This window comes from Natrononativus amylolyticus (assembly GCF_024362525.1).
In the GTDB taxonomy this organism is placed as follows: Archaea; Halobacteriota; Halobacteria; order Halobacteriales; family Natrialbaceae; genus Natrononativus; species Natrononativus amylolyticus.
On record NZ_CP101459.1, the window covers coordinates 371,629 to 394,736 of the forward strand.

At 67.6% G+C, this 23,108-nt stretch carries 27 protein-coding genes; 19 read left to right on the plus strand and 8 right to left on the minus strand.

Translation table 11 applies throughout. The features are described from left to right. Positions 1–10 precede the first annotated feature (10 nt). The 4 genes from NMQ11_RS17095 to NMQ11_RS17110 all read right to left on the minus strand — a co-directional run bounded on the left by NMQ11_RS17095 (position 11) and on the right by NMQ11_RS17110 (position 3,299). Positions 11–1,195: a hypothetical protein gene (locus tag NMQ11_RS17095; protein WP_255171562.1), complete on the minus strand. Its 1,185-nt coding sequence runs from the start codon at positions 1,193–1,195 to the stop codon at positions 11–13. Positions 1,196–1,257: 62 nt separating this feature from the next. After that, positions 1,258–1,776, minus strand: coding sequence for a DUF7998 family protein (locus NMQ11_RS17100; protein ID WP_255171563.1), 519 nt, complete (start codon positions 1,774–1,776; stop codon positions 1,258–1,260). A 185-nt stretch (positions 1,777–1,961) separates the two neighbouring features. Next, positions 1,962–2,528, minus strand: coding sequence for a DoxX family protein (locus NMQ11_RS17105; RefSeq protein WP_255171564.1), 567 nt, complete (start codon positions 2,526–2,528; stop codon positions 1,962–1,964). 189 nt (positions 2,529–2,717) lie between these two features. Beyond that, positions 2,718–3,299, minus strand: coding sequence for a DoxX family protein (locus NMQ11_RS17110; protein ID WP_255171565.1), 582 nt, complete (start codon positions 3,297–3,299; stop codon positions 2,718–2,720). Between the two features lie 225 nt (positions 3,300–3,524). Here NMQ11_RS17110 and NMQ11_RS17115 point away from each other — a divergent pair, with 225 nt between their 5' ends. The 4 genes from NMQ11_RS17115 (at position 3,525) to NMQ11_RS17130 (ending at position 5,383) form a co-directional block, all read left to right on the plus strand. Beyond that, positions 3,525–4,118, plus strand: coding sequence for a GNAT family N-acetyltransferase (locus NMQ11_RS17115; protein ID WP_255171566.1), 594 nt, complete (start codon positions 3,525–3,527; stop codon positions 4,116–4,118). Positions 4,119–4,187: 69 nt separating this feature from the next. Further along, positions 4,188–4,763: a hypothetical protein gene (locus NMQ11_RS17120; RefSeq protein WP_255171567.1), complete on the plus strand. Its 576-nt coding sequence runs from the start codon at positions 4,188–4,190 to the stop codon at positions 4,761–4,763. Continuing rightward, entirely contained in the window at positions 4,727–5,128 is a 402-nt protein-coding gene (locus NMQ11_RS17125) for an acetate--CoA ligase family protein (protein ID WP_255171568.1), read from the plus strand. The genes NMQ11_RS17120 and NMQ11_RS17125 overlap by 37 nt, the downstream gene beginning before the upstream one ends. Before the next feature lie 117 nt (positions 5,129–5,245). Next, entirely contained in the window at positions 5,246–5,383 is a 138-nt protein-coding gene (locus NMQ11_RS17130) for a DUF7560 family zinc ribbon protein (protein ID WP_255171569.1), read from the plus strand. A gap of 53 nt (positions 5,384–5,436) precedes the next feature. On the opposite strand, the gene NMQ11_RS17135 is transcribed toward NMQ11_RS17130, so the two are convergent. The 3 genes from NMQ11_RS17135 to NMQ11_RS17145 form a co-directional block, all read right to left on the minus strand. Then, positions 5,437–5,904, minus strand: a complete 468-nt coding sequence (locus NMQ11_RS17135) for a pyridoxamine 5'-phosphate oxidase family protein (protein ID WP_255171570.1) — start codon at positions 5,902–5,904, stop codon at positions 5,437–5,439. A 179-nt stretch (positions 5,905–6,083) separates the two neighbouring features. Beyond that, positions 6,084–6,893 (minus strand): class I SAM-dependent methyltransferase, encoded by an 810-nt coding sequence (locus tag NMQ11_RS17140; RefSeq protein WP_255171571.1) that lies wholly within the window; start codon positions 6,891–6,893, stop codon positions 6,084–6,086. A gap of 235 nt (positions 6,894–7,128) precedes the next feature. Further along, positions 7,129–7,779 carry a helix-turn-helix domain-containing protein gene (locus NMQ11_RS17145; protein WP_255171572.1) on the minus strand — a complete coding sequence of 217 codons (651 nt, stop codon included), beginning with the start codon at positions 7,777–7,779 and terminating at the stop codon, positions 7,129–7,131. 201 nt (positions 7,780–7,980) lie between these two features. Between NMQ11_RS17145 and nosZ the strand changes: the two genes are divergently transcribed. From nosZ to NMQ11_RS17215, 14 genes are all read left to right on the plus strand, one after another. Continuing rightward, positions 7,981–9,873 carry a TAT-dependent nitrous-oxide reductase gene (gene nosZ, locus NMQ11_RS17150; RefSeq protein WP_255171573.1) on the plus strand — a complete coding sequence of 631 codons (1,893 nt, stop codon included), beginning with the start codon at positions 7,981–7,983 and terminating at the stop codon, positions 9,871–9,873. 6 nt (positions 9,874–9,879) lie between these two features. Beyond that, positions 9,880–10,764, plus strand: a complete 885-nt coding sequence (locus tag NMQ11_RS17155; protein ID WP_255171574.1) for a hypothetical protein — start codon at positions 9,880–9,882, stop codon at positions 10,762–10,764. Beyond that, the gene (gene nosD / locus NMQ11_RS17160; RefSeq protein WP_255171575.1) at positions 10,761–12,149 is read left to right on the plus strand and encodes a nitrous oxide reductase family maturation protein NosD; all 1,389 of its coding nucleotides are present in this window, start codon (positions 10,761–10,763) and stop codon (positions 12,147–12,149) included. Before NMQ11_RS17155 ends, nosD begins: the two co-directional genes overlap by 4 nt. Continuing rightward, positions 12,130–13,116: an ABC transporter ATP-binding protein gene (locus tag NMQ11_RS17165; protein WP_255171576.1), complete on the plus strand. Its 987-nt coding sequence runs from the start codon at positions 12,130–12,132 to the stop codon at positions 13,114–13,116. Before nosD ends, NMQ11_RS17165 begins: the two co-directional genes overlap by 20 nt. After that, positions 13,113–14,024, plus strand: a complete 912-nt coding sequence (locus NMQ11_RS17170) for an ABC transporter permease (protein ID WP_255170918.1) — start codon at positions 13,113–13,115, stop codon at positions 14,022–14,024. Before NMQ11_RS17165 ends, NMQ11_RS17170 begins: the two co-directional genes overlap by 4 nt. A 2-nt stretch (positions 14,025–14,026) precedes the next feature. Beyond that, positions 14,027–14,620 carry a nitrous oxide reductase accessory protein NosL gene (locus NMQ11_RS17175; protein ID WP_255170919.1) on the plus strand — a complete coding sequence of 198 codons (594 nt, stop codon included), beginning with the start codon at positions 14,027–14,029 and terminating at the stop codon, positions 14,618–14,620. 179 nt (positions 14,621–14,799) lie between these two features. Continuing rightward, positions 14,800–14,964, plus strand: a complete 165-nt coding sequence (locus NMQ11_RS17180) for a DUF7560 family zinc ribbon protein (protein ID WP_255170920.1) — start codon at positions 14,800–14,802, stop codon at positions 14,962–14,964. A gap of 201 nt (positions 14,965–15,165) precedes the next feature. Then, positions 15,166–15,558, plus strand: a complete 393-nt coding sequence (locus NMQ11_RS17185) for a winged helix-turn-helix domain-containing protein (protein ID WP_255170921.1) — start codon at positions 15,166–15,168, stop codon at positions 15,556–15,558. A gap of 85 nt (positions 15,559–15,643) precedes the next feature. Next, the gene (locus tag NMQ11_RS17190; protein ID WP_255170922.1) at positions 15,644–15,784 is read left to right on the plus strand and encodes a hypothetical protein; all 141 of its coding nucleotides are present in this window, start codon (positions 15,644–15,646) and stop codon (positions 15,782–15,784) included. 4 nt (positions 15,785–15,788) lie between these two features. Beyond that, positions 15,789–16,778, plus strand: coding sequence for a YeiH family protein (locus tag NMQ11_RS17195; RefSeq protein ID WP_255170923.1), 990 nt, complete (start codon positions 15,789–15,791; stop codon positions 16,776–16,778). Between the two features lie 151 nt (positions 16,779–16,929). Next, entirely contained in the window at positions 16,930–17,907 is a 978-nt protein-coding gene (locus NMQ11_RS17200) for a PstS family phosphate ABC transporter substrate-binding protein (protein WP_255170924.1), read from the plus strand. A gap of 1 nt (position 17,908) precedes the next feature. After that, on the plus strand, positions 17,909–18,844 hold the full coding sequence (pstC, locus tag NMQ11_RS17205; RefSeq protein WP_255170925.1) for a phosphate ABC transporter permease subunit PstC: 936 nt from the start codon (positions 17,909–17,911) through the stop codon (positions 18,842–18,844). After that, a complete protein-coding gene (locus NMQ11_RS17210) occupies positions 18,844–19,704 on the plus strand; it encodes a PstA family ABC transporter permease (RefSeq protein WP_255170926.1) in 861 nt (286 codons plus the stop codon). Before pstC ends, NMQ11_RS17210 begins: the two co-directional genes overlap by 1 nt. After that, on the plus strand, positions 19,701–20,561 hold the full coding sequence (locus NMQ11_RS17215; RefSeq protein ID WP_255170927.1) for a phosphate ABC transporter ATP-binding protein: 861 nt from the start codon (positions 19,701–19,703) through the stop codon (positions 20,559–20,561). Before NMQ11_RS17210 ends, NMQ11_RS17215 begins: the two co-directional genes overlap by 4 nt. Positions 20,562–20,581: 20 nt before the next feature. On the opposite strand, the gene NMQ11_RS17220 is transcribed toward NMQ11_RS17215, so the two are convergent. Further along, entirely contained in the window at positions 20,582–21,931 is a 1,350-nt protein-coding gene (locus tag NMQ11_RS17220) for an MmgE/PrpD family protein (protein ID WP_255170928.1), read from the minus strand. Positions 21,932–22,159: 228 nt separating this feature from the next. On the opposite strand from NMQ11_RS17220, the gene NMQ11_RS17225 reads away from it, so the two are divergent. After that, on the plus strand, positions 22,160–23,080 hold the full coding sequence (locus tag NMQ11_RS17225) for an ABC transporter substrate-binding protein (protein ID WP_255170929.1): 921 nt from the start codon (positions 22,160–22,162) through the stop codon (positions 23,078–23,080). Positions 23,081–23,108: the final 28 nt, after the last annotated feature.

Consider the following 23,108-nt stretch of genomic DNA (forward strand, 5'->3'; position numbering starts at 1 on the left):
CGCGCTTCTGTTACCGCCGCTCGAGGAACACCGCCAGCACGACGAAGGCGTACAGCGCCGCCCCGGTGAGGACGAGCAGCGAGCCGCCCCGCTCGAGGTCGGGCGCTCGTCGCAGGAGGCCGGCCGCCTCGAGCGTGAGCCCGCCGACCAGTAATCCGGTCGAGAGGTGGGCCGTTCGGTCGCCGACGCCCGGCGTCGTTCCGATCGCGGGCGGATAGAACTGGTAGCTCACGCCAACGATGGTCAATCCGAGAAAGCCCGCCAGCGCCAGGCGGTAGTGGGCGTCGAACGCGCCGGCGGCGAACTCGCCGAACGCGAACGTGAGCCCGAGGCCCACCGCGGCGACCCCGCAGAGCGCGCCGGCGAGGACGGCGTAGAAGCCGACGCGGCGGCGCTCGCTTCGATAAAACATGTCGGCGTAAGCGACCGCGAATCCCCCGATCGCGACCGCCTGGAGCACCGCCCCGATGCGGAACGTCGCCCCGCCGAGGAAGTCGGTCGCGAGAAGCGCGGGCGCGAGCGCCCCCGCAGGGAGGACGAGCGCGACGAGTGCGAATCGTGGCGTCGTCACCAGAAACCGCGGGAGCAGCCGAAACCCGATCGCGAACACGAGCAACGCGCCCGCCCCCGCGGCGAGAAGGTGGGTCGCCGCCGGACCGCCCGCAGGAAGCGGGGACGGGTCGAACCCGACCGACTCGAGGACGGGAACCGCCGAACCGGCCAGCAGGTAGGCCACGACGACGGGGACAAACGCGTTGGCGAGGCGATCGACGCGCCGGCGGTGGGCGTTCGCCTCGCCGGTTCCCGTCTCGCCTCCGAGGAGGTTGTCGCGGACGGTCCAGCCGATCGCGCCGACGAAGACCAGACAGCCGCCCAGCCAGAGGCCGGCTCCGAGCGAGCCGGCCTGTGGTGGCCCGACCCCGATCGAGTCAGCGGCGAGCCCCGCCGTCCCGAGGAGCGCCAGGGGCAGGTGGACGGCTGGCGCGCGGGGAAACGCGAGCGAGCGGGCGAAGTACGACGGAATCAGGGCGTAGGCCTTCCCGAATACGACGTGGAAGACGAACCCGTACAGCCCGAGGACGATGGCGAGTCGGCGGCCGCTCCCCGCCACGACCGCGAGCTGCCAGGCGACGAAGAACAGGACGCCGGCCGCTACGAACGCCCGCGACCAGCGGGTGACGGTCGCCGAGGTCATCGCTCACCACCTCGCGGGCGAGCCACGTAAACGCTCTCCCCGTTCGACACGTTCCCGTCCGCTCAGATCGGCGCCTCCCTCGACTTCGATGGCTCGAGCGTTCCGGACTCGGCCAGCCGGTGCTCCTCCCGCTCGAGGACGTCGTTGATCACCGTCGCCTGGAAGTGCATCGGGTGGACGCGCACCCGAACGAGGTCGTACTCGTGGCGGTCGGCGAGGCCGTTCCACGCCCGGAACGACCCCTTCGTCAGGGCGTCCGCCTGCGGGCAGAACGGCGTCGTCGGCGTGAACTCCGCGCGCAGCACCGCCGGCTCGCTCTCGAGTGCGTACCGGTAGCCGGCGTCGGGGTGTCGGCGGTCGAGGTTGAGTCGGGCGAGATTGTAGCCGAAGGTGGCGTCGTAGACGCCGCGTTCCTCGAACAGGTCGCGGGTCACGGCGTGAAACGCGACGTGGGCCGCCCCCTCGAGGAGGTCGTGACGCTCGAGGAAGGGCCCTGGTTCAGGGAGGTGATCGGGAACGAAGGCGTCCCACTCGTCGAACTGGTCGTCTCGGTCGGCGCGGCGGGGAACGAAGGGGTTCATTCGGCTTCTCGAGTGGACGGACGGCGGCCGGTTCCGTGTAGGTCGTGCCGAACGTGTTCCGCCGGTTCTCGGAACGTCGATTCACGCCGGTTCGGGGACTCGAGCCGTTCCGCCGAGAGGAATCAGTGCAATCGGTGAGCGTGACGAGAGATGAAGAAAGAGGCCGAAGAACGGAGTGACGTCGCTTAGCCGAGGACGTACCGCAGCTTCGGGTACTTCTCGACCAGCGTCTGCTGGCCGACCTGGAGTTGTTCGATGTAGCGGTCGACGCCGAGGATCCGTCCGGCCCCGAACGCCGCCAGGGCCAGGAACAACACGGCGTAGATCAGCGTCGAGTCGAACAGCGCCAGGACGTCGCCCTCCCACCCGCCGAGGTAGAACGCCGACATCTGGAGCGCGCCGCCCAGCGCGGCCAGGCGGAGGAAGCCGCCGACGAGCAACGCGACGCCGATCAGGACCTGCGTCACCGGGATCACGACGTTGATCACCTCGAGGAAGACTGCGCTGCTCGCCATGGTTGCGTAGAGACCGCTGACTGGACTGGCGGGGTCGACGCCGTGGACCAGGAAGCCGCTAGCGTCGAACGGTTCGCCGCTGACGATCGCGAGTTTACCGAGTCCGGCGAACAGTATCATGCCGCCCAGCAGTAATCGTAGCGTGACGACGAACCACGCCGTCAGGGCGTGGGGGTGGCCTTCGAGTGTGATTCCCGCGTAGCGGCTTTCGAGTCTGTTGTCGGTAGTAGTGGACATGTTCGGTCGTCTCCTTATGTCTGAACGATAGGGCGACTCACCCATGAGCGGATACCCACATTCCCGCGGCCCAGGAATCGCCGTTCAGCCGCCGACCTGGACATGCAAGGCACCCGCTACCGCTACTTCGCCGACGCGCACGCAAAAAGTGACAACCTGACGGGGTCGGTCCCTCGAGCGGGGGTCCCGCTAGCCCAGGAGGTAGCGGAGCCACGGGTTATCCCTCACTAGCTGGGTCTCCTCGAGCCGGCGATCGACGCCGAGGAGTCGGCCCGCGCCCCACGCGCCGAGACCGAACAGCAACAGCATGTACACGAACGAGCTGTCGATGACGTAGCCGTTCTCGACGGGGAATCCCTCCGCCAGCCCGCCCTGCCAGGCGGCCGTCCAGAAGAACAGCATCTGGAGCGCTCCCATCATCGCGGCGAACCGGAAGAACACGCCGAACAGGAGCGCCAGTCCGATCAGGATCTGTCCGAAGATCACCAGCGGATCGACGATCGCCGCGTAGTCGGCGAACGTCAGGAACAGACCGTGAAGCGGATTCGCCTCGGCGACGGCGTTCTGTAAGAACCCGGCCGACGACCAGGCCAGTGGATCGCCGACCCCGCCCTCGAGCAGTTTCTCGAGCCCCGCCTGTAAGAACACCCAGGCCATCACGAGCCGAAGGCCGAGCATCGAGTACGCCAGCCAGGTCTCCGAGTAGTTGAACGTCACTTCGCGACCCATGAGCTCCGAGTGGAGCGTCTGTTCCGCCGGTTGTTTTGCCATTGTCGTGTCTCCTCAGTGAGGTGTATGGATTTGAAGCGTGAAATAAATAAGGCACAGTTCTCAGCAATGAGGAACCGAGGGCTACCGGATCGTCTACCGCGAGCGCAACGACACACCCGTTCGTGGCATCGTTCGCATCGACGCCGCTCGCCGCGGCCAATATAAATCCCCCACTCATGATCGGGCGAACGACGATTCGGGTCGGCCGCGTACGTCTACCCAGTCATGACCACCAACGCCTGCGGGCTCTGGACGGCCGACGGCTGCGACGGGACGCCGTACTGTCCGCCGCGGTGTCCCCAGTTCGTCGACAGAGACGGCGACGCGTACCTGATCTTGCCCCTCGAGGACGAGGGCGTCGACGTCCTCGTCTCGATGTACCGCACGTTCGACCCCGGGTCCCGCGCGATGGGGCTGCCGCCGCTGGCCGAGTCGGCGATTCGCGACTGGCTCGAGCGCTCCCACGATCGAGGAACGAATCTGGTCGCCTGGACCCGCGACCGCGATCGGATCGCCGGCCACGTGGGCTACGTCCCGGACGGCGATCCGGCTCCCGAGTTACTCGTCTACGTCCACCAGGAGTTCCACGGCCGCGGGCTCGGCACCGAGCTGGTCACCCACGCGATCGCACACGCTGCGGCGACTGGCCGCGAACGGCTCGTCCTCTACGTCGACGGCCGGAACAAGCCGGCTGTCGCGGTCTACCGGAAGCTCGGCTTCGAGGTCGTCGACCGCCACGCGGGCGAACTCGAGATGCACCTGCCGCTGTCTTCGCCGATCGCGGACGACGCTCAGCTGGCACCCGCGGCGCGAGCGTAACTGACACATGAATATGTTCGAACGCACGCCCATGCAGCCACGGACGAAACGGTACACGAACGATCCCCCATGAGCTCAGAGTACACCTGCCCGATCTGGCGCCCGTCCGACTGTTCGGGCAGTCCCGACTGTCCGCCGCGGTATCCGCGGTACGTCGCCGTGGACGGAACGACCTACACCGTCTACGCCGGCGGCGAGGCGCCGATACGAACCGAACTGAGCGACGGCAGCGAGCCCGGAGACGGAGTACCGGCGCCAGCGTCGACGGCGCGGAGGCTCACCGCCGTCGCGGACGGTCGCCTCGTCGGCGTCGCGATCTACACGCCGGCGGTCGATACGGCCACGGTAACGCTCGCGGACGGCGCTTCTCCCGCGGCCGGAACGGAGCTCTGCAGGCAGGTGATCGCCCGCGGCGTCGCCCTCGGCGGCGAGGCGATGGATCTCCTCGAGGCCTACGGGGTCCCGACGCCCGAGGGTGCGGTCGTTCACTCGAGGCGCGTCGAGGTCGACGTGCCGGCCGAGGCGGTCGGCGACGTCTGTATGGAGCTGTTCGAAACGGTCCGGACGACGCCCCCGACGCGCGGAACAAGGGCGTACAGATCCAGGAGATGGCTCCCGAGGGCGTGGAGTGTCTCGTCGGCCTGACGCGCCACCCCCGGTTCGGCCCCCTCGTCACGTTCGGCCTCGGCGGCGTCCTCGTCGAGCACCACGCGGCGGTGTCCCACGCGCTCGCGCCGCTCTCGACGGGTGACGCCCGGGCCCTCGTCCGCGCGGCGGGCGTCGACTCCCTCCTCGAGGGGGTACGCGGAGGCGACGCCGTCGACGCTGACGCGCTCTCCGACGCGCTCGTCCGGCTCTCCTGGCTGGCCGTCGACGCTCCGGCGCTCGCGGAGTTCGAGGTCAATCCGCTGCTGGTCACCTCCGAGGGCGTGCTGGTGCTCGATTTCCACGGCCGACTCGAGACCGCTCGCGACGACGGGGCGGCGGGGACGGACGTCCCGGCGCGGTGAGTGGCGCCGCTGAAGCGTTCCCGATCTCCGCGGCGTATAAACGTCCCCGCATATCTTGGGTCACACCTCTCGTGGATGGGGGTAGTCTCTTTATTCGGAGGCACACAAACGAGAGTCATGGCCGAGTACGAGTTCACCTGCCCGGAGTGCGGGCAACAGATCGACGTCAACACCCCGATTCGTGAGGCGACGCTGACCCACGGCTGTCCGGTCTGCGGGACGTCCGTGTCTCGGGCGGATTTTACGGCGCAGTGACTCTCGAGTGAGTGGTCCGCCGGGACGAAGAACGACGACGGGGCCGGCTCGGCTTACTCGTCGGTTCCGCCGCGGTCGATCTCGGTGTACCGGCCGCTCAGCTCCGTCGGCTCGAACTCGTAGAGCTTGATGTTGAGGTCCTGTTTCGACTGTCCCCAGATCTCGAACAGCGGCCGCTTCGCCGCGCCGTACTGTTCGATGTGCTCGACGGTGAGTTCCTCCGGTGCGATCTCCTCGAGGGCGCCGACGGCGACGACGCTCCGATAGGTTCGCCCCGCGTCGTCCTCCTCGTAGACGACGAGCCGTGCCCGCGGCGAGGAGGCCAGGAACTGGCGCTTCTCGCTTTCGGGCGTCGAAACCAGCCGCATGTAGAAAACCGTCTCCGCGTTGTCGTAGCCGTACGAGATCGGGATCGCGTACGGCGTATCGGCGTCTGCAAGCGCCAGTACGCCCGTTTCGTGACGGCCGAGAAAGGCATCGATTTCCGCCGCCGTCATTTCGGTTTCCTCGGCAAGTGACATAGTCCTAGGTCGAGTGAATGAGCCCGGGACGTTAAACTATTCTACTATGGCCGAGCGATTCCGGTTGCGATCGACACCGCTGCCTCGAGTGAGGCGGCTCGCGGGACTGACGGCCCTGACGGCCCGCCCGAACTTCGCCGTGGCGAGCGAGGACGAGCCTCTCTGCGCCGCTCGAGGGCTCACGCGCACACTGCGGTCGTCTCGAGGTACCGGTTTTCGACGATCGCAGTTCCGTCGGACGTGCGATTGTAGCGGGTAAACACGTCCTCGAGGTCGTCCCGAAGGCGTTCTCGCGTCTTCGGATCGCTCAACTCGAGCGCGCGGATCGTCGGTCCGAAGTAGGTGCTGAACACCGACACCGCGTGGTCGATCGACCGGTAGTACTGAAGCGCCGTCCGTCGTTCGCTCTCGATCGAGCGGGTGCCGGAGCCGAGTAACTCCTCGAGTCTGTCGTCCGTTCCCCACAGGAGCGGCGACTGGACGTCAGGCGGCGGTGGAGCGTACCGTGCGTGGACGGCGAACCAGTCGCCGCTCCACCCCTCGGGAACCGGACTCGCCAGGCCGATCGTCCCGCCCGGTTTGCACACGCGAAGCAACTCGCTCGCCGCTCGCTCCTGGTCGGGTGCAAACTGCACTCCGTACACCGAGAGCACCGCGTCGAAACTGTCGTCGGGGAACGGCAGGTCCTGGGCGTCGCCGACGCGAAAATCGACGGATTGCCCGTTCGCCCGTGCACGCGCCGTCGCACGTTCGATCAATCCGGGGACGTAGTCGATGCCCGAAACCTCGCAGTAGCGCCGCTCCGCGACCAGCGCCGCCGTCCCGCTCCCGCAGGCCACGTCCAGCACGCGCTGTCCGGGGTGGGGATCGACCGTCTCGCACAGCGCCTCCGCCATGACGACGTTCTGGCGCGCGATTTCGTTGAAATCTCCCGCGGACCACGTCTCCTGTTGGCTCCTCGTAACGTCAGTATAGTCTCTGTCGGTCATGTTTTCACCTCTTCCGTCGGTGGACCGCGATTCCGATCGTGGTACGCCCCGTCGCACTCTCGGTCACGACGCGAGTGCGGACTGGAAGGTATATGCTGTACGCTAACAACAGGCATAATACTGCTGGATACGGTGGCGGACGCGCCGAAGAACTGCGCGCGTCGCCGTCGGTGAACTCAGGCGACAGTGATTACGCCGGCAAATCGCGTCGGGACCACCGCAGACCGGCGACGCACTACGTGTCGGCCTCGAGGACGTCCTCGAAGATCTTCCGCTGTGCGGCGACCAGGTGTTCGGTGAACGTCGACTGCGTGATTCCGAGCTCTTCGGCGACCTCCGTCGCGTTCGCACCCTTCGGCCGCTCGAAGTATCCGCGGTTGTAGGCCGTCTGTAACACCTCGAGTTGGCGGTCCGTGAGCTTGCCCCGGTTGACGAAGATCCGTTCTTCCGGCGTGCCCTCGAGCGGGGGCTGGAGCAGGCTCTGGACGTCGACGCTGGAGAAGCGATCCTGGAACTCCCCCATCACGTCCTGTAACTGCTCGAAGTCCGCCGCGTGGAAAACAAGGGTCACGTCGCCGTCGGCGGCGACGTACCGGTGGACGGGACAGCCGAACGCGCCAAGGGACGCACACGGACAGCGATCCTCGCCGTCGTGTGACCGCCGGTAGACGTTCGTCGTGCCGTAGGAGAACACCGGTCCCGTCACCGGGCCGTCCACCTCGTGGTCCGTTTCGGCAAGGAACTCGGTCGTCCCGTCCGTCTCGTCGGCGCTCGAGACGCTCGTCGAGACCTGGTTGATCGTCGTCTCGGTGGTTCTCGAGAACCGGGCGATCGGACACTCGTCCGCCGTCGAAACCTTCACCGTTGCTCGAATTCCCGACGACATGCGTTTCACCGGAACGTCGGTGTGCGTCGCCTTGAAGCTAGTGGTGCGCGGTGGGCGTTCGGACCTCACCTCCCGTTTCCTCCGAACATGTACGGACGTCTTCTCACACTCAGGGATTCAGATACCCCCCATATAGTGGCAGTGTCCGAAGAACCAGTCGTGGAGACAGGGCAACCGGACTGCCCGTTCCCCGATCAACCCATGACCAACACACACACTGATGGTGGGGCGGTACCGACGACGGACGAAGACGACCGCGATCCGCTGTTCGCACGGATCCCGCGCCGCGATTTCATGAAAGCCGGTGTCGCCACCGGTGCCCTGACGTCGCTTGCCGGCTGTACGGGACTTCTCGAGGCAGACGAAACGACGGCCGCCGCGAGCGGGACGCTCGACCACGAGGTCCCGCCGGGCGAACTCGACGAGTACTACGCGTTCTTCTCCGGGGGTCACTCCGGCGAGGTGCGCGTGTACGGCGTCCCCTCGATGCGCAGCCTCATGCGCATCCCGGTGTTCAACCTCGAGGGCGCGCAGGGCTACGGCTACGACGACGAGACCCGCGAGATGCTCGAGGACGCCGGCGGCTACACCTGGGGTGACGTCCACCACCCCCGCGTGAGCCAGACGGACAACGAGTACGACGGCCGGTGGCTGTTCGTCAACGACAAGGCCAACGGCCGACTGGCGCGGATCGACCTGAAGTACTTCGAGACCGACGCCATCGTGAACCTGCCGAATCAGCAGGGAACCCACGGCGCCTGCGCGCTGATGCCCGACACGAAGTACATCTTCGGCGTCGGCGAGTTCCGCGTGCCGATGCCGAACGACGGCCGCGACGTCGACGACCCGAGCGAGTACACCTCGGTGCTCTCGGCGGTCGACCCCGAGACGATGAACCCCGTCTTCGACGTGAAAGTCTCCGGCAACCTCGACAACGGCGACTCCGGAAAGAATGGACGCTGGTTCTTCTCGACTTCCTACAACAGCGAGGAGGGCGTTACCGAGGCGGATATGACCCAGGCGGATATGGACTGGGTCACCGCCTTCGACATGCCGGCCATCGAAGACGCCCTCGAGGCCGGCGACTACGAGGAGGTAAACGAGGTGCCGGTCATCGACGGGACGAAGGAGAGCCCGCTCAACGACGGCGACCGGCCGATCGTCCGCTACGTCGACGTCCCCTCGAACCCCCACGGTGTGACCGTCACGCCCGACGGAAAGTACGCCATCGCGTCCGGAAAACTCGACAACACGTGTACGATCATGGAACTCGACCTCCTCGGCGAGGTCGACGACCCGACCGACGCCATTGTCGGCCAGCCCGAAGTCGGGATGGGGCCGCTGCACACCCGCTACGACGACCGCGGCCACGCCTACACGTCGCTGTTCATCGACTCGCAGGTCGTCAAGTGGGACATCGAAACGGCTGTCGAGTCCGAACCCGGCAGCACCGACGCTATCGTCGACAAGATCGACGTCCACTACAACCCAGGTCACCTGAACGCCTCACAGTCGTTCTCGTCCGATCCGAAGGGTGACTGGCTGATCTCGCTGAACAAACAGTCTCTCGACCGGTTCCTCCCCGTCGGGCCAACGTTCCCCGTCAACGATCAGCTGATCTACATCGGCGACGACGAGGAGGGAATGCAACTCGTCAAGGACACGCCAACCTACCCCGAACCACACGACGCGACGATCGTCCACCGGGACAACATCAACCCCGAGACGGTGTACGACCCCGACGACCTCGCGCTCGAGCCAGTCGGCGCGGGCGAGGACGACATCACCCGCGAGGACGGTCGGGTGGAAGTCAGAATGATCAACCAGCGAAACCGCTTCGGCTTCCAGGACATCACGGTCCAGGAGGGTGACGAGGTCGAGATCACGACGACGAACGTCGAAACCAGCGAGAACATCGTCCACTCGCTGGCGATCCCGCAGTACGACATCAACGTCAAGACCGCGCCGCAGGAGACGCGAAAGGTGACGTTCACGGCCGACAAGCCGGGCGTCTACTGGATCTACTGCGCGTACTTCTGCAGCGCGCTCCACCTCGAGATGCGCTCGCGGCTGCTGGTCGAACCGGAGGACTGATCGCCGATGGCCCGCTCCGGACGACTCGCGACGATCGCCTCGCGCCTGACCGAACTCCGGCGGGCCCTTCCGCTGCTAGCGGCGGCGCTGTTGCTGATCGCCATCGCGTTACCGATGTGGCGGATCACGCTGACGGCCCCGCAGTACCCCGGTCGGGCGCTGCCGGTCGAACTGTACGCCTACCCGCGACTCGGCGGCGAGTACGCCGAGGTGCAACTGCTCAACCGGTACGTCGGCTTCTACTTCCCGGACCCGGTGCTGCTCGAGCCCAACTACGAGGTTCACGAGAACGCCGTCGCCGTCCCCGAGTGGTCGTTCGGTCCGCTCCCGTTCGTCGCGGTGGCCGCGACGGGCGTGTTCGTCGCGCTGGCACCCACCGTCCGGAAGCTCAAGCTGGGCCTGACCTGCCAGCTCCTCGGGACCGTCGCCGTCTTCGGCGGTATGTTCGCGGTCATCCAGTACCGGCTCTACCAGACCGGGCACTCGCTCGACCCGAACGCACCGTTGCGGGGCGTCGACGGCTTCACGCCGCCGGTTCTCGGCCCCTACGAGGTGGCGAACATCAGCGGCACCGCCTGGTTCGGTCCGGGCGGCTACCTGACGGTGGCCGCGATCGGGCTGCTCGTCGTCGCCTTCTTCCTTCGGGACTCCGAGGCGACGGTCCGGGACGTCCCGGCGCTGGTCCGCTCGATCCGCGACCGCCTCGTGGGTCGCCTCCGCGGAGGCGGTGACGAATCGAACGACGGGCGGCCCGCACACCCGCCAACCGATCCCGACGTCGACGCCGCGCGCGTCGAAGCCGCCCGGAGCGACCGTGACACCGACGTGCGACTCGAGCGGGCGTCGCCGACCGAACGGGACGCGCTCGAGGCGAGAGGTGATCGGCCGTGACGCGACTCGAGGCGTGGTTCGCCGGGGCGGCGGCGGTCGTGCTCGCGGTGCTCCTCGTGACGGCGATCGTCGCCGCGACGAGCGGCCCCGCGACGTCCGAGAGCGCCGCCGACTGGTCGCCGGACCTCCCGGACGTCCACGACGTCGACGAGCCGACCGAACCCGGAATCGCGACCGTCGGCGACGACCGCTTCGACTCCGTGCAGGCGGCGGTCGACGCCGCCGAACCGGGCGAGACGGTCGTCCTCGAGGGCCGGTTCGACGAACACGTCACCGTCGACACGGCCGGGCTGACGCTCGCCGCCGCCGACGGGGATGGCGCTGTGATCGACGGCGGCGGCGAGGGTACCGTCGTCGCGCTCGAGGCCCCGGACGTTACGGTCGAGGGCGTCTGGATCCGCGACACCGGCCACGACCGCGGCGGCGAGCACGCCGGGATCTTCGTCAACGGCTCGGCGGCGACGATCACGGACGTCCGGCTGACCGAGGTCAGCTACGGTATCTGGGTCAACGGCGTCGAGGGCGTCACCGTCGAGGAGTCGACGATCGCCGGCCGGGAGGACGTCTTCCCGCTGACCGACCGCGGCAACGGCATCCACCTCTGGGACGCCGACGACGCCGTCCTGCGCGACAACCACGTCACGGCGGTCAGAGACGGCATCTACTACTCGTGGGCCGAGCGCGTCCACGCCGAGAACAACACGCTGTGGGAGATGCGCTACGGCGTCCACTACATGTACTCGAACGACAACCGCCTCGAGGGGAACGTCGCGTTCGACAACGACGTCGGCTTCGCGCTGATGGTTTCGGAGAACATCACGCTCGTCGACAACGTGGCGGCGAGCAACGACGGCACGAGCGCCCACGGCATCCTCCTCAAGGACGTCGAGCGAAGCGAGGTGCGCAGGAACGCGGTCGTCGCCAACGGCAACGGGTTCTACGTCTACAACGCCCAGGGCAACCGCCTCGTCGACAATCTCGTCCTCGAGAACCGCGTCGGAATCCACGTCACCGCGGGCTCGAGCGGCGAGGTCGTCGCCGGCAACAGCTTCATCGACAACGACGAGCAGGCGTTCGCGACGACGAACGCGCAGATCGCCTGGAACGACTCCGAGACCGGGAACTACTGGTCCGACGCCCGCGCCGCCGACCTCGACGGCGACGGCACCAGCGAGATCCGCCACCAGCCGGCGGGAACCGTCGAGCGGCTGGTCCACGACCGGCCGCAGGCGGCCGTGTTCGCCGACAGTCCGGCGTTCGAGGCCGTCCGACTCGCCGAGAGTTCGTTCCCGGTCGTCGAATCCGCGGGGTTGATCGACCACCACCCGCTCTCGGAACCACCCCAGGAGAACTGGAGGGACTACTATGAAAATCACGATCACTGACGTACACAAGCGATACGGCGACGTCGTCGCCCTCGACGGTCTCTCCCTCACGATACCGTCGGGGTCGACGTTCGGCGTCCTCGGGACGAACGGCGCGGGAAAGAGTACCCTGTTCGGGCTACTGGTCGGCCACGACCGCCCCGACGAGGGCACGATCGAAGTCGGCGGTCTCGACGTCGAGGAGGCGGGCCATCGCGTGCGCGAGCGCGTCGGCTTCCTGCCCGAGCACAGCGGCTTCCCGGCCTCGTTGACCGGCCGAGAGGTGCTCTCGACGCACGCCCGGATCCGCGGACTCGAGGACCGCCGCGAGCGAATCGACGAGGTGCTCGACCTCGTCGGTCTGGCCGACGCCGCCGATCGCGCCGTCTCCGGCTACTCGAACGGGATGGGGCGACGGCTCGGCCTTGCCGCCGCGCTGCTCCCGGAACCCCCGGTACTCGTCCTCGACGAGCCGACCGCCGGCCTCGACCCGCGCGGCGTGTCCGCGTTCCACGAGATCATCCGGCGGATCGGCCGCGAGACGGACGCGACCGTCGTTCTCTCCTCGCACGTCCTCGACGAGGTCGAGCGCCTCTGCGACGAGATCGCCGTCCTCCACGATGGCCGGCTCCGAACGGCCGGAGCGGTCGACGAGCTGTGTGCCACCGACAGCACCGTCACCGTGCGCGTGTGGGCGCCGGACGGCGAGGCTAAACCGCGGCTCCGTGAGGCCGTCGCGACGTACCTCGAGGAGACGGCGGCCGGCGGCGACCTCGAGGCGACCGGCGGGGCGCTCGAGGTCACCTGCGAGCGCGACCTCGCGTTCGACCTCGTCTCACGGCTCGAGTCGGACCTGGTCGGGCGCTTCGAGGTCCGCGAACCGGGCCTCGAGGCGGCGTTCCACCGCGCGCTGGACGATTCGCCCGATGCCGGGACGGTTACCACCGGGACGGTGGGCGCCGCCGAGGCGGCGGAGGTGAGCCGATGACGTACACGAGCGAGTACGAGGGCGACCTCGAGGCCGCCGAGCCGATCGAGGCCGCCGAACGTGGCGCGATTGCGGCGGTGCTGCCGACGGCGGAATCGGGCGTCGTCGCCCGCCAGCTCGCGGTGCTCGCGGGCTCCGAGTACCGCCTCGCGGTGCGAAGCCGCTGGGCGGTCGCCCTCACCGGAATCTTTGCCGCGTTCGCGCTGGGGCTGACGACCTTCAGCGGCGCGAGCGTGAGCCCCGAGGGGTTCGACCGAACCGTCGCGAGCCTCGCCGTGCTCGCGGTGTACCTCGTCCCGCTGGTCGCGCTGGCGTTCGGCTACGACGCGATCGTCGGCCGCGAACAGAGCGGCTGGCTCCAGACGCTGTTCGCCCTGCCGGTCTCGCGGGCGTGGATCGTCGTCGGGACCGCCCTCGGTCGGGGCGCCGTGCTGGCGAGTGCGACCGTCGTCGGCTTCGGGATCGCGGGCGGCCTGCTGTTGCTCGAGTTCGGCCTCGCCGGGTTCGACACCTACGTCGCGTTCCTGCTCGCCGCCGTGGCCCTCGGACTGGCGTTTCTCGCCGTCGCCGTCCTCCTGTCGACGCTGGCTCGCGAGAAGACCCACGCGCTCGGGCTGTCGCTGTTAGTGTGGGGCTGGTTCGTCCTCGTCCACGACCTGCTCGCGCTGGGCGTGCTCTCGGCGTTCACGCTGCCCGACGCCGCCCTCTCGGCGGTGTTGCTCGCCAACCCGACGAGCGTCTTTCGGGCACTCGTCCTCGGCAGCACTGGCGCCGCCGGCGACGCGGGATTCGCCGCGGTGCTCGCCGACGCCGGGCTCTCGACGCCCGTCCTCGTGGGAGCACTCCTCGCCTGGATCGTCCTGCCGATCGCGCTCGCGGCCGTCTGCATCGGCCGACGGAGGGTGTGATCGTGTCGCGACGTTCACGACGGGCTGACTGCCACCGATCGCTCGGCTCGGCCTCGAGACGGCGCGTACTCGCCGGAATCACCTCCGCCGCGGCGGGCGGGCTCGCCGGCTGTCTCGCCGCCGACGATTCGTCGCCGCCGGCCGAGCCGATCGACCTGACCGGCGGCCGCGAGTGCGCCGTCTGCGGGATGGTCGTCGAGGATCACTACGGCCCCGCCGGTCAGATCTTCTACGACGACGGCCGCCCCGACGGCGGCGACGGTCCGGTCGCCTTCGACAGCGTCGCCGAACTCCTCGTCTACGACGACGAGCAGCGGATCCGGGGGCTGGAGGACCGGGCCGTGTTCGTCACCGACTACTCGAGCGTCGACTACGAACTCGAGGACCGAGACGGCGTCCACTACGTCTCGACGCACGCCGAGAGGGAGGCTTTCGCCGACGCGACGGAGCTCTACTACGTCGTCGACAGCGAGATCCGGGGGGCGATGGGCCCCGACCACCTGCCGTTCTCCCGGCGGTCGGACGCCGACGATGTCTCGAGAGAGTACGGAGGCGCGGTCCGAAACTGGGGTGAGCTCTCGAATGCCTCCGAGTGAGAGCCGACACCCGAACGGATCGAGAACGCCTGAGTTTCGAACACGCCTCGGCAGCGACAGGGCTGTTCTCCCCCGCCTCCGATCGGACTCCGCTCGCGCGGAGCGTTTCGAGGGGGTATTCTCACACCCCCGGAACGAGAGGACGTCACTTATTAGCGGAGGGTGTATTACAACATATCATGAGCACCAGTGAGGACTACACCTTCGTCTGTCCGGGCTGTTCGCAGTCCATCGCGGTCAACGCCTCGATGCGGGACGCGCTCGTCGAGAACGGGTGCGCGATCTGTGGCACCCCCGTGTCTCGAGACGCGTTCGAACCCGACTCTCCGACGGCCGCACAGTAGCCCGATCCGCGCGGAACGGTACCGATCGACGATCGACACTCGAGTCGTCCTCACGTGCGACGACGGTTCGTCGCCGTCGGCGGTGTGACCCTCGTTCTCACGCTCCAGAGTGCCGCTACGGAGCGATTTTTACCGGAGTATATAAACACCCCACGATATCGGTGGTGCACACTGGTTGCGCTCCGACCGGTACACAGAGGTATGAGTCAGTCACAGTATGCGGTTCACGGAACGTCTCCCGGATTTTCGAGCGGCCCGGACGTCCTCTCACTCGAGACCGGCGCCCGAGAGATCCTCAGCGCGTTCGACGACGCAGACTGCCGCACCATCCTCGAAGTGGTCGGTGACGACGACGGACTGTCGGCCAGCGAAATTTCCGACCGCAGCGACGTCCCGCTGTCGACGACCTACCGCAAACTCGAGACGCTCACCGAGGCCGGACTCCTCGACCAGCAGCTTCGCATCCGCCGGTCGGGCAAGCACACCCGCGAGTACACCCGCCGAATCGAGGACGTTCGCATCTCGGTCGACGACGGGGGAATCGAACTCCACGTTTCCCGTTGTGCTGACAGTTCGTCGCCGCTGTTCGCCTAGGTCGTCTCGGATGGGTGCAACATTTTCCGGCATCTCGGACGTGATCGACAAGCGTTAAGTGCGCCGCTCGGAAGGCTTCGAACGAATGTCGATCGATGGATGGCGCCCGGTCGTCTCGGACGTCCGGGCCGCCTGGACGCGTCTCGAGCGTGACTGGCAGAGCGTCGTCGTCGGCGCGGCGATCGTCGCGCTGACGGCCGCGTTCGGGGTCCAGATCCCCTGGTAACGACATGAGCCTTCGTCGGTTTCTTCCGGGCCTCGCGGTTCTCTGTCTCGGTGCGCTGCTCGCACGCAGCGTCGAACTCGCCGTCGGTCTCAACCACCTGCTCGTCGCCATCGCCATCGGCTTCGTGCTGGCCAACGCCGTCGGCGTGCCGACCCGGTTCGAGCGCGGAATCGCCACCCACAAGCTCTGGCTGGGCGCCGGGATCGTCCTCATGGGCGCGTCGTTGACCCTCGAGACCGTGCTCGAGGTCGGTGGTCTCGTCCTGCTCGTGGTCGTGGCGATCACCGCGCTCACGATCGTCGTCGTCGAACTCCTCGCGCGAAACGTCTTCGGGCTCGCGGATCACCTCGGCTCGCTGCTCGCCGCAGGATCGGGAATCTGCGGGGTGTCGGCGGTCGTCGCCGTCGCCGGCGCGATCCGAGCACGGGAGGGCCAGATCGCCTACGCGGCGGCGACGGTCCTGCTGTTCGACGCGATCACGCTCGTCGTCTACCCGATCGTCGGCGACGCGCTGGGCCTCTCGAGCGTCGTCTTCGGCGTCTGGGCCGGCGTCAGCATGTTCTCGACGGGACCGGTGGTCGCGGTCGGCTTCGCACACTCCGAGGTCGCCGGCCAGTGGGCGACGATGACGAAACTCTCCCGAAACGCGCTCATCGGCGTCGTCGTCCTCGCGTACGCGAGCTACTACGCCCGAACGGGGTCCGCCGGCCGGCCGTCGCTCCGGTCGCTCTGGGAGGAGTTCCCGAAGTTCGTCCTCGGTTTTCTCGCGCTCGTGGCGCTCGCGAGCCTCGGCGCGTTCTCGCCGGCACAGCAGGCGTCGATCGAGAACGCCTACAGCTGGCTGTTCCTGCTCGCGTTCGTCGGGCTCGGGACGGAGATCCGACTCGCGGAGCTTCGCAACACCGGAGTGGCGCCCGCACTCGTCGTGTTGCTGGCGTTGCTCGTCGCCAGTACGGTTTCACTCGGCGTGCTCACGCTGCTGTTTGGCGCGTGAGCCGCCGTGACACGACCGCTCTCACCGGTGTGGGAGGTCCGTGTGACCGCGTCTCGAGCTTCGCGGAGAATGTTTCCTGTGTCCGATTGCGTACCGAATTCTTGCTGAGTAACGAGTTCTAATACGCGTCTGGCTGTTACGGGGGTACAGCATGGAACGTGGCTACTCGCGTCGGTCCACCCTGCGCGCGCTCGGTGCCGGCTCTGCGGTCGCCCTCGCCGGGTGTCTCTCGTCTGCGGACTCTAACGGAGGAACGACGATCCGGGTGTCCGGCGGCGTCGGCCCGCTGCCGATGGTACAGGTGTGGGCGGACATGTACGAGTCCGAGACCGGCGTCAGTCTCAACGTCTCGGGCGGCGGCACCGGCGTCGGCGTCTCCGACGTCCTGAACGGGCAGGTCGACATCGCGATGATGGGGCGGGACCCCGACGACGCGGAGATCGAAGAGGGGCTGTTCGCCGTCGCGATGCTCATCGACACCGTCGTCGGCACGGTCAACGTCGACAACCCCGTCTACGACGAGATCCGAGACCACGGGCTCACTCGAGGCGACCTCGAGGCGATCTTCACCAAGGAGGTGGCCAACTGGGGCGACGTCGTCGACGCGGACGTCGACGAACCGATCTACGTCTACGGGCGCTCGGACTCCTCGGCCGCATACAAGCAGTGGGGGGAGTTCCTCGGCGGCTACACCGAGAACGAACTCGAGAGCCTCGCCGACGGGAACTTCGACGGCGACCAGCCGGTCGCCCAGGCGATCGACAACGACTCCCACGGCATCTCGCTGAACAACATCAACTACGTCTACGACTTCAACACGGGCGGCCTCGAGATGAACCTCCGGCCCGTCCCCCTCGACCTCGACGAGGACGGCACGCTCTCCGCGGAGGAGGACTTCTACGACAATCGAGACGAATTCCTCACGGCCGTCGAGAACGATCTCTACCCGGCACCGCCGGCCCGCGAGATGTTCCTGGCGGCCGACGAGGAGTTCGAGGACGAGGCCGAGGCGTTCGTCGAGTGGGTCCTCACCGACGGCCAGGAACACGTCCGGGAGAACGGTTACGCGCCGCTCGACGACGACCGACTCGCGGAGCAACGGGAGACGCTGGCGACGGGTGAGTACTGAGATGTCGACGGGAACGCAGACCGAACGCGGCGACGGGACGCGACTCGAGCGCCGGTTACTCCTCGAGCGCCTGAGTAGCTACTGGCTGCTCGGCGCCGGACTGTTCGCGGTCGCGCTCTTCTCGCTGATCGTCCTCACGCTGGTCCAGCAGTCGATCCCGATCGTCTCCGAACACTCCCTGGTGCAGATGCTGACCTCCTCGAACTGGGACCCCGCCCAGGAGGAGTTCGGTTTCCTGCCGGCGATCGTCGGCACGCTGTACGTCACCGCGCTCTCGATGGCTCTCGGCACGCCGATCGCGATCCTCGCGGCGATCTACATCGCCGAGTACGCCGAGGGACGGCTGAAGATCGTCGTCTCGTCGTTCATCGACGTCCTCGCGGCGATCCCGAGCGTGATCTTCGGGCTGGTCGGGCTGATCGTCGTCGTCCCGTTCGTCGGCGACTACCTCGCGCCGGCGGTCGGCGCCCACAGCATCGGCCTCGGGATCGTGACGGTCAGTCTCGTGATGGCGATCATCGTCACGCCCTTTATGATCTCGCTGTCGGTCGAGTCGCTCGAGGCCTTGCCCGACGAGCTACGGGAGTCCTCGCTCGGCGTCGGCGCGACGAAGTGGGAGACGACCCGGTCGGTGCTGCTGCGGGCCGCCGGCCCGGGCATCTTCTCGGCGATCCTGCTCGGGTTCGGCCGCGTCTTCGGCGCGACGATCGTCCCCGCGATGCTCATCGGCGGCCAGACGACGATCCCGGAGAGCCCGTTCGACGCCGCCGAGACGCTGCCGACGCTGATCGTCAACGACTTCGGCGAGCTGATGTCCATCCCGCTCACCCAGTCGGCGCTGATCTTCGTCGGGCTCATGTTGCTCGTGATCGTCTGGCTGTTCAACTTCGGTGCGATGCTGATCCGCCGTCGGCTCCAGCGGAGGTGGCAGTACTGATGGACCGGTACGCAGAACAGCGCCTGTTCGGCCTGCTCGCCCGCGGCAGCGCCGCCCTCGTCGTCGGCGTCCTGTTGCTGGTCGTCGGCGTGACGCTCTACCGGGGCGGGATGGTGTTTCTCACCGATCCGGCGGTCGTGATCACGCCGCCCGGCTCGCGGTACATGCTCGACGGCGGCGGCGGCTTCCTGCACGCGATCCTCGGGAGCGTCTTTATCGTCGTGCCGGCGACGGTGATCGCGACGACGCTGTCGCTGTCGACCGCGATCTACCTCCAGAGCGACTACTCGAGCGAGCGCACCTCGGACGTGATCAACATGTTCCTGAACGTGCTCTGGGGGACGCCGCCGATCGTCTACGGCGTGTTCGTGCTGACGATCATCATCGCGGTCGGCGCCCAGACGAGCCTGATCTTCGGGACGATCGCGATCGCGATCTTCCAGTACCCGATCATGACCCGGTACGCCGACGAGGCGCTGCGGGCCGCCCCCGACGCGGTCAAGCAGGCGTCGTACGGCCTCGGCGCGACGCGGTTCGAGAGCGCACGGATGACGGTCCGCGCGGCCCTACCGGGCGTCATCGCCGGGATCATCATGGGCTTCGCCCGCGGGATCGGGGACGCGGCGACGGTGCTGTTCACGGCCGGCCGAAGCACCCAGATGCCCGGCGGCCCGTTCGATCCCGCGACGACGCTGCCGATCCTGATCTTCGAGCAGGCGGCGTCGTTCAACGCCGAAGTCCGCTCGCACGCCTACGCGGCGTCGTTCGTCCTCATCGTCGCCGTGCTGTCGCTGATCATCGTTTCGAAGCTACTCGCGGGGCGGTTCGCCCGCTTCGCACCAGGAGGGAGACACTCATGAGCCAACAGACTGCGATCCGAACGGAGAACCTCGAGGTAACGTACACCGGAAACAGGGACGTGACCGCACTCGACGGCGTGAGCGTCGACTTCGCAGAAAACCGGTTGACGGCGATCATCGGCCCGTCGGGCTGTGGCAAGTCCACGCTGTTGAAGTCGCTGAACTGCCTCCACGAGATCACGCCGAGCGCGGCGGTTACCGGCGAGGTGTACCTCGGCGACGAGGCGGTCTACGACACGGACGAACCGCTCCCCGAGATCCGCCGCCGGGTCGGCTACGTCCCGCAGACGCCGACGCCGCTGCCGCTATCGATCTACAACAACGTCGCCTACGGCGCGAAGCTCCACGGGAACTACTCGCGGGCGGAACTCGACGAACTCGTCGAGACGTACCTGCGGAAGGTCGACCTCTGGGAGGAGGTCGCAGACCGCCTCGACGCCCCCGGCGCGGAGCTCTCGACCGGCCAGATCCAGCGGCTCTGTCTCGCCCGCTCGCTCGCCGTCGAACCCGAGGTGTTGCTCTGTGACGAGGTGACGTCGGCGCTCGATCCGATCTCGGCGGAGCGGGTCGAGGCGACCCTCGAGGGACTCAAAGAGGAGTACACGATAATCATGGTCACCCACAGCATGGAGCAGGCCAAGCGCCTCGCCGACGACGTCGTCTTCCTCTACCTCGGGGAGGTGATCGAGGAGAGCGACACGCGATCGTTCTTCGAGAACCCACAACACGAACGCACGGAGGAGTTCGTGAAGGGACACGCGGCGGTCGACTACGACGGCGACGACGGTTCCGAGGGGTCGACCGGCGCGAGCGACGTCGAACCGGCCGACCCGATCGCGGCCGACCGCCAGACGTGACTGACGTTCCTTCCGGCTCGTCAGCGGAGTAACGCCGTTAACTCCGACACGTCGTACTCCTCGAGCCCGCGTACCGTCTCGACGATCTCGTCGCGCCGGTCGTCCTCGAGTCGCCCCGCCGTGACCGCGTCGAACTTCGCCTCGAGGTCGTCCCACCCCATCGGATCGCGGGGGTGGCCGCGAAACGCCGACTTCTCGACGCGGTAGGTGGTGCCGTCGTCCATCACGACGTCGATGACGGCGGGCAGCTCGCCCGCCTCGAAGCGCTCCGTGAGATCGGGGTCCTCGCGGACGTCGACGATCCGCAGTAACTCCTGGACGTCCGCCCGTCGGAGCCGCTCGGAGGCGTACTGGGCGGGCGAGAGCTCGCGGTCGAGCAGCGCCGCCGCGAGCACGTAGGGGAGCGAGTGGTCCGCCTGCGCCCGCGTCTCGACCTCGTAGCGGTTCCCCTCGCCGCCGCCGAGGGCGCGCTTCGCGCCGGCGAACGTCTCGAGCGTGACGCCGCTGATCGACTCCGGATCGAGGTCCTCGGTCTTCGCCAGTTCGATCACGCCCTCGACGGCAGACTGGGCGTACGTCGCCGCGGCGTACCGCCCGGTCGCCACGTCGTGGACTCGTTCACCCGGCGTCAGGTCGACCTCGAACGGCCCCGAGATCACCTCCTGCCAGCCGTGCTGTCCCTCGAAGACGTTCCGCGGTCCCGCCGTTCCGTGTTTCGCGAGGAACGCGGCGTACACCGCGTTTCGCGCCGCGTTCGCCGAGGCGACCGCCTTCCACTCGTTGATCTCGCCGGTCCGTGCCACCCGGAGGGCGTTGTGACCGGTGCCCGCGATGGCGATCGCGTTCCGTGTCGCCTCGAGGTCGAGGTCGAGGAGGGTCGCAGCCCCCGCAGCCGCGGAGACGACGGTGTGGGTGACGTAGTCGAACCCCTTCGACCGGACGGGTGCGTTCCAGGCGAGTTCGCCCTGAATCTCGTCGGCGACCGCCAACCCGGCGAGCAGTTCCGCCCCGGAACGGTCCGCGTACTCCCCGCAGGCGACGGCCGCCGCGAGGTTGTCGCTCGGGTGGACCGTTTCGCCGGGCGCGAGATACGAGTCCGCGTACTCGAGCGAGCGAATGAGCGCGGTGTTGTGCATCGTCGCGCCGACCGGCGAAGCGGCCGCGTCGCGACCCCAGAGCGTACAGGCGCCCCCGGACTCGAGGTCGCGGACGGTTTCGAGAACGGTTCGTGGCGGTCCGGCGTCCGTTGCGGCGACCGCGACCCCGACGGTGTCGAGAACGCGCCGTTTCAGCGCGTCGCGAACCGCGTCGGAGAGATCGTCGTACGTCGTTCGCTGAGAGAACTGGGCCAGTTCGCGCGTCGTCGTCATATCGGTGGTTCCACCAGCACGATAAAACGTCTTGGCGTGACCCCGCTGTGAGCACACACTCGGTTTCGATTCCACTCGAAAGTAACTAACTGTGGTTCCCCCCGAACCTCGAAACGGGCCAGATTGGCGTTGTAGGGGCGATTTGGCACCATGTCGCCCCTCTGCGTAATCGGATCTGGTTACGGGGAATCCAGTATCTATTTGGCGGTCGCCTCCTTCGTGGTATCTATGGCGATACAACGACGCCCGTTTCTCACCGCTGCCGGCGTCGTCGCCGCCGGACTCGGCGGCTGTCTGAGCAGCGACGAGGGCGGAAACGCCGCTCCCGAAATCGCGGGGACGACGCTCACGCTGACGACGACGACCAGCACGTACGATACGGGGCTGCTGGACGATCTCAACGCGCCGTTCGAGGATCGCTACGGCGTCACCGTCAACACCATCTCGCAGGGTACGGGAGCGGCCCTCGAGACCGGGCGGGCGGGCGACTCCGACGTCGTGATGGTCCACGCCAGATCGCTCGAAGACGAGTTCCTCGAGGAGGGCTACGGCGTCAACCGGCGGGATCTCATGTTCAACGATTTCGTCGTCGTCGGGGGGAGCGACGATCCCGCGGGGATCGCCGGCGGTGACGACGCCGCCGAGGCGTTCGAGACGATCGCGGAGGCTGAATCGACGTTCATCTCTCGGGGCGACGACTCCGGCACCCACGCGAAGGAGCTGGCGATCTGGGAGGAAGCGGGGATCGACCGCGGCGGCGACTGGTACCTCGAGGCGGGCGACGGAATGGGGCCGGTGCTCACGCAGTCGGACCAGCAGGGCGCGTACACGCTCGCCGATCGCGGAACGTACCTCTCGATGCAGAACGAACTCGACCTCGAGATTCTGGTCGAGGGGCCGATCGAGGGGGGTTCCGAGTTGCTCGCGAACCCCTACGGAATCGTCGCCGTCAACCCGGCGGTCCACGACACCGTCGAGTACGACCTGGCGATGGCGTACATCGGCTACCTCACGAGCCTCGAGGGCCAGGAGCGAATCGAGGAGTACACCGTCGAGGACGAACAGCTGTTCTTCCCCGAATCGCTCTCGGAGAACCCCAACTTCCGGCAGTACGTTCCCGAGGGGTGGAGCGACGACGATGGGGCGTAACCGCCTCCAGGGTGCCCGCGCCACTCGA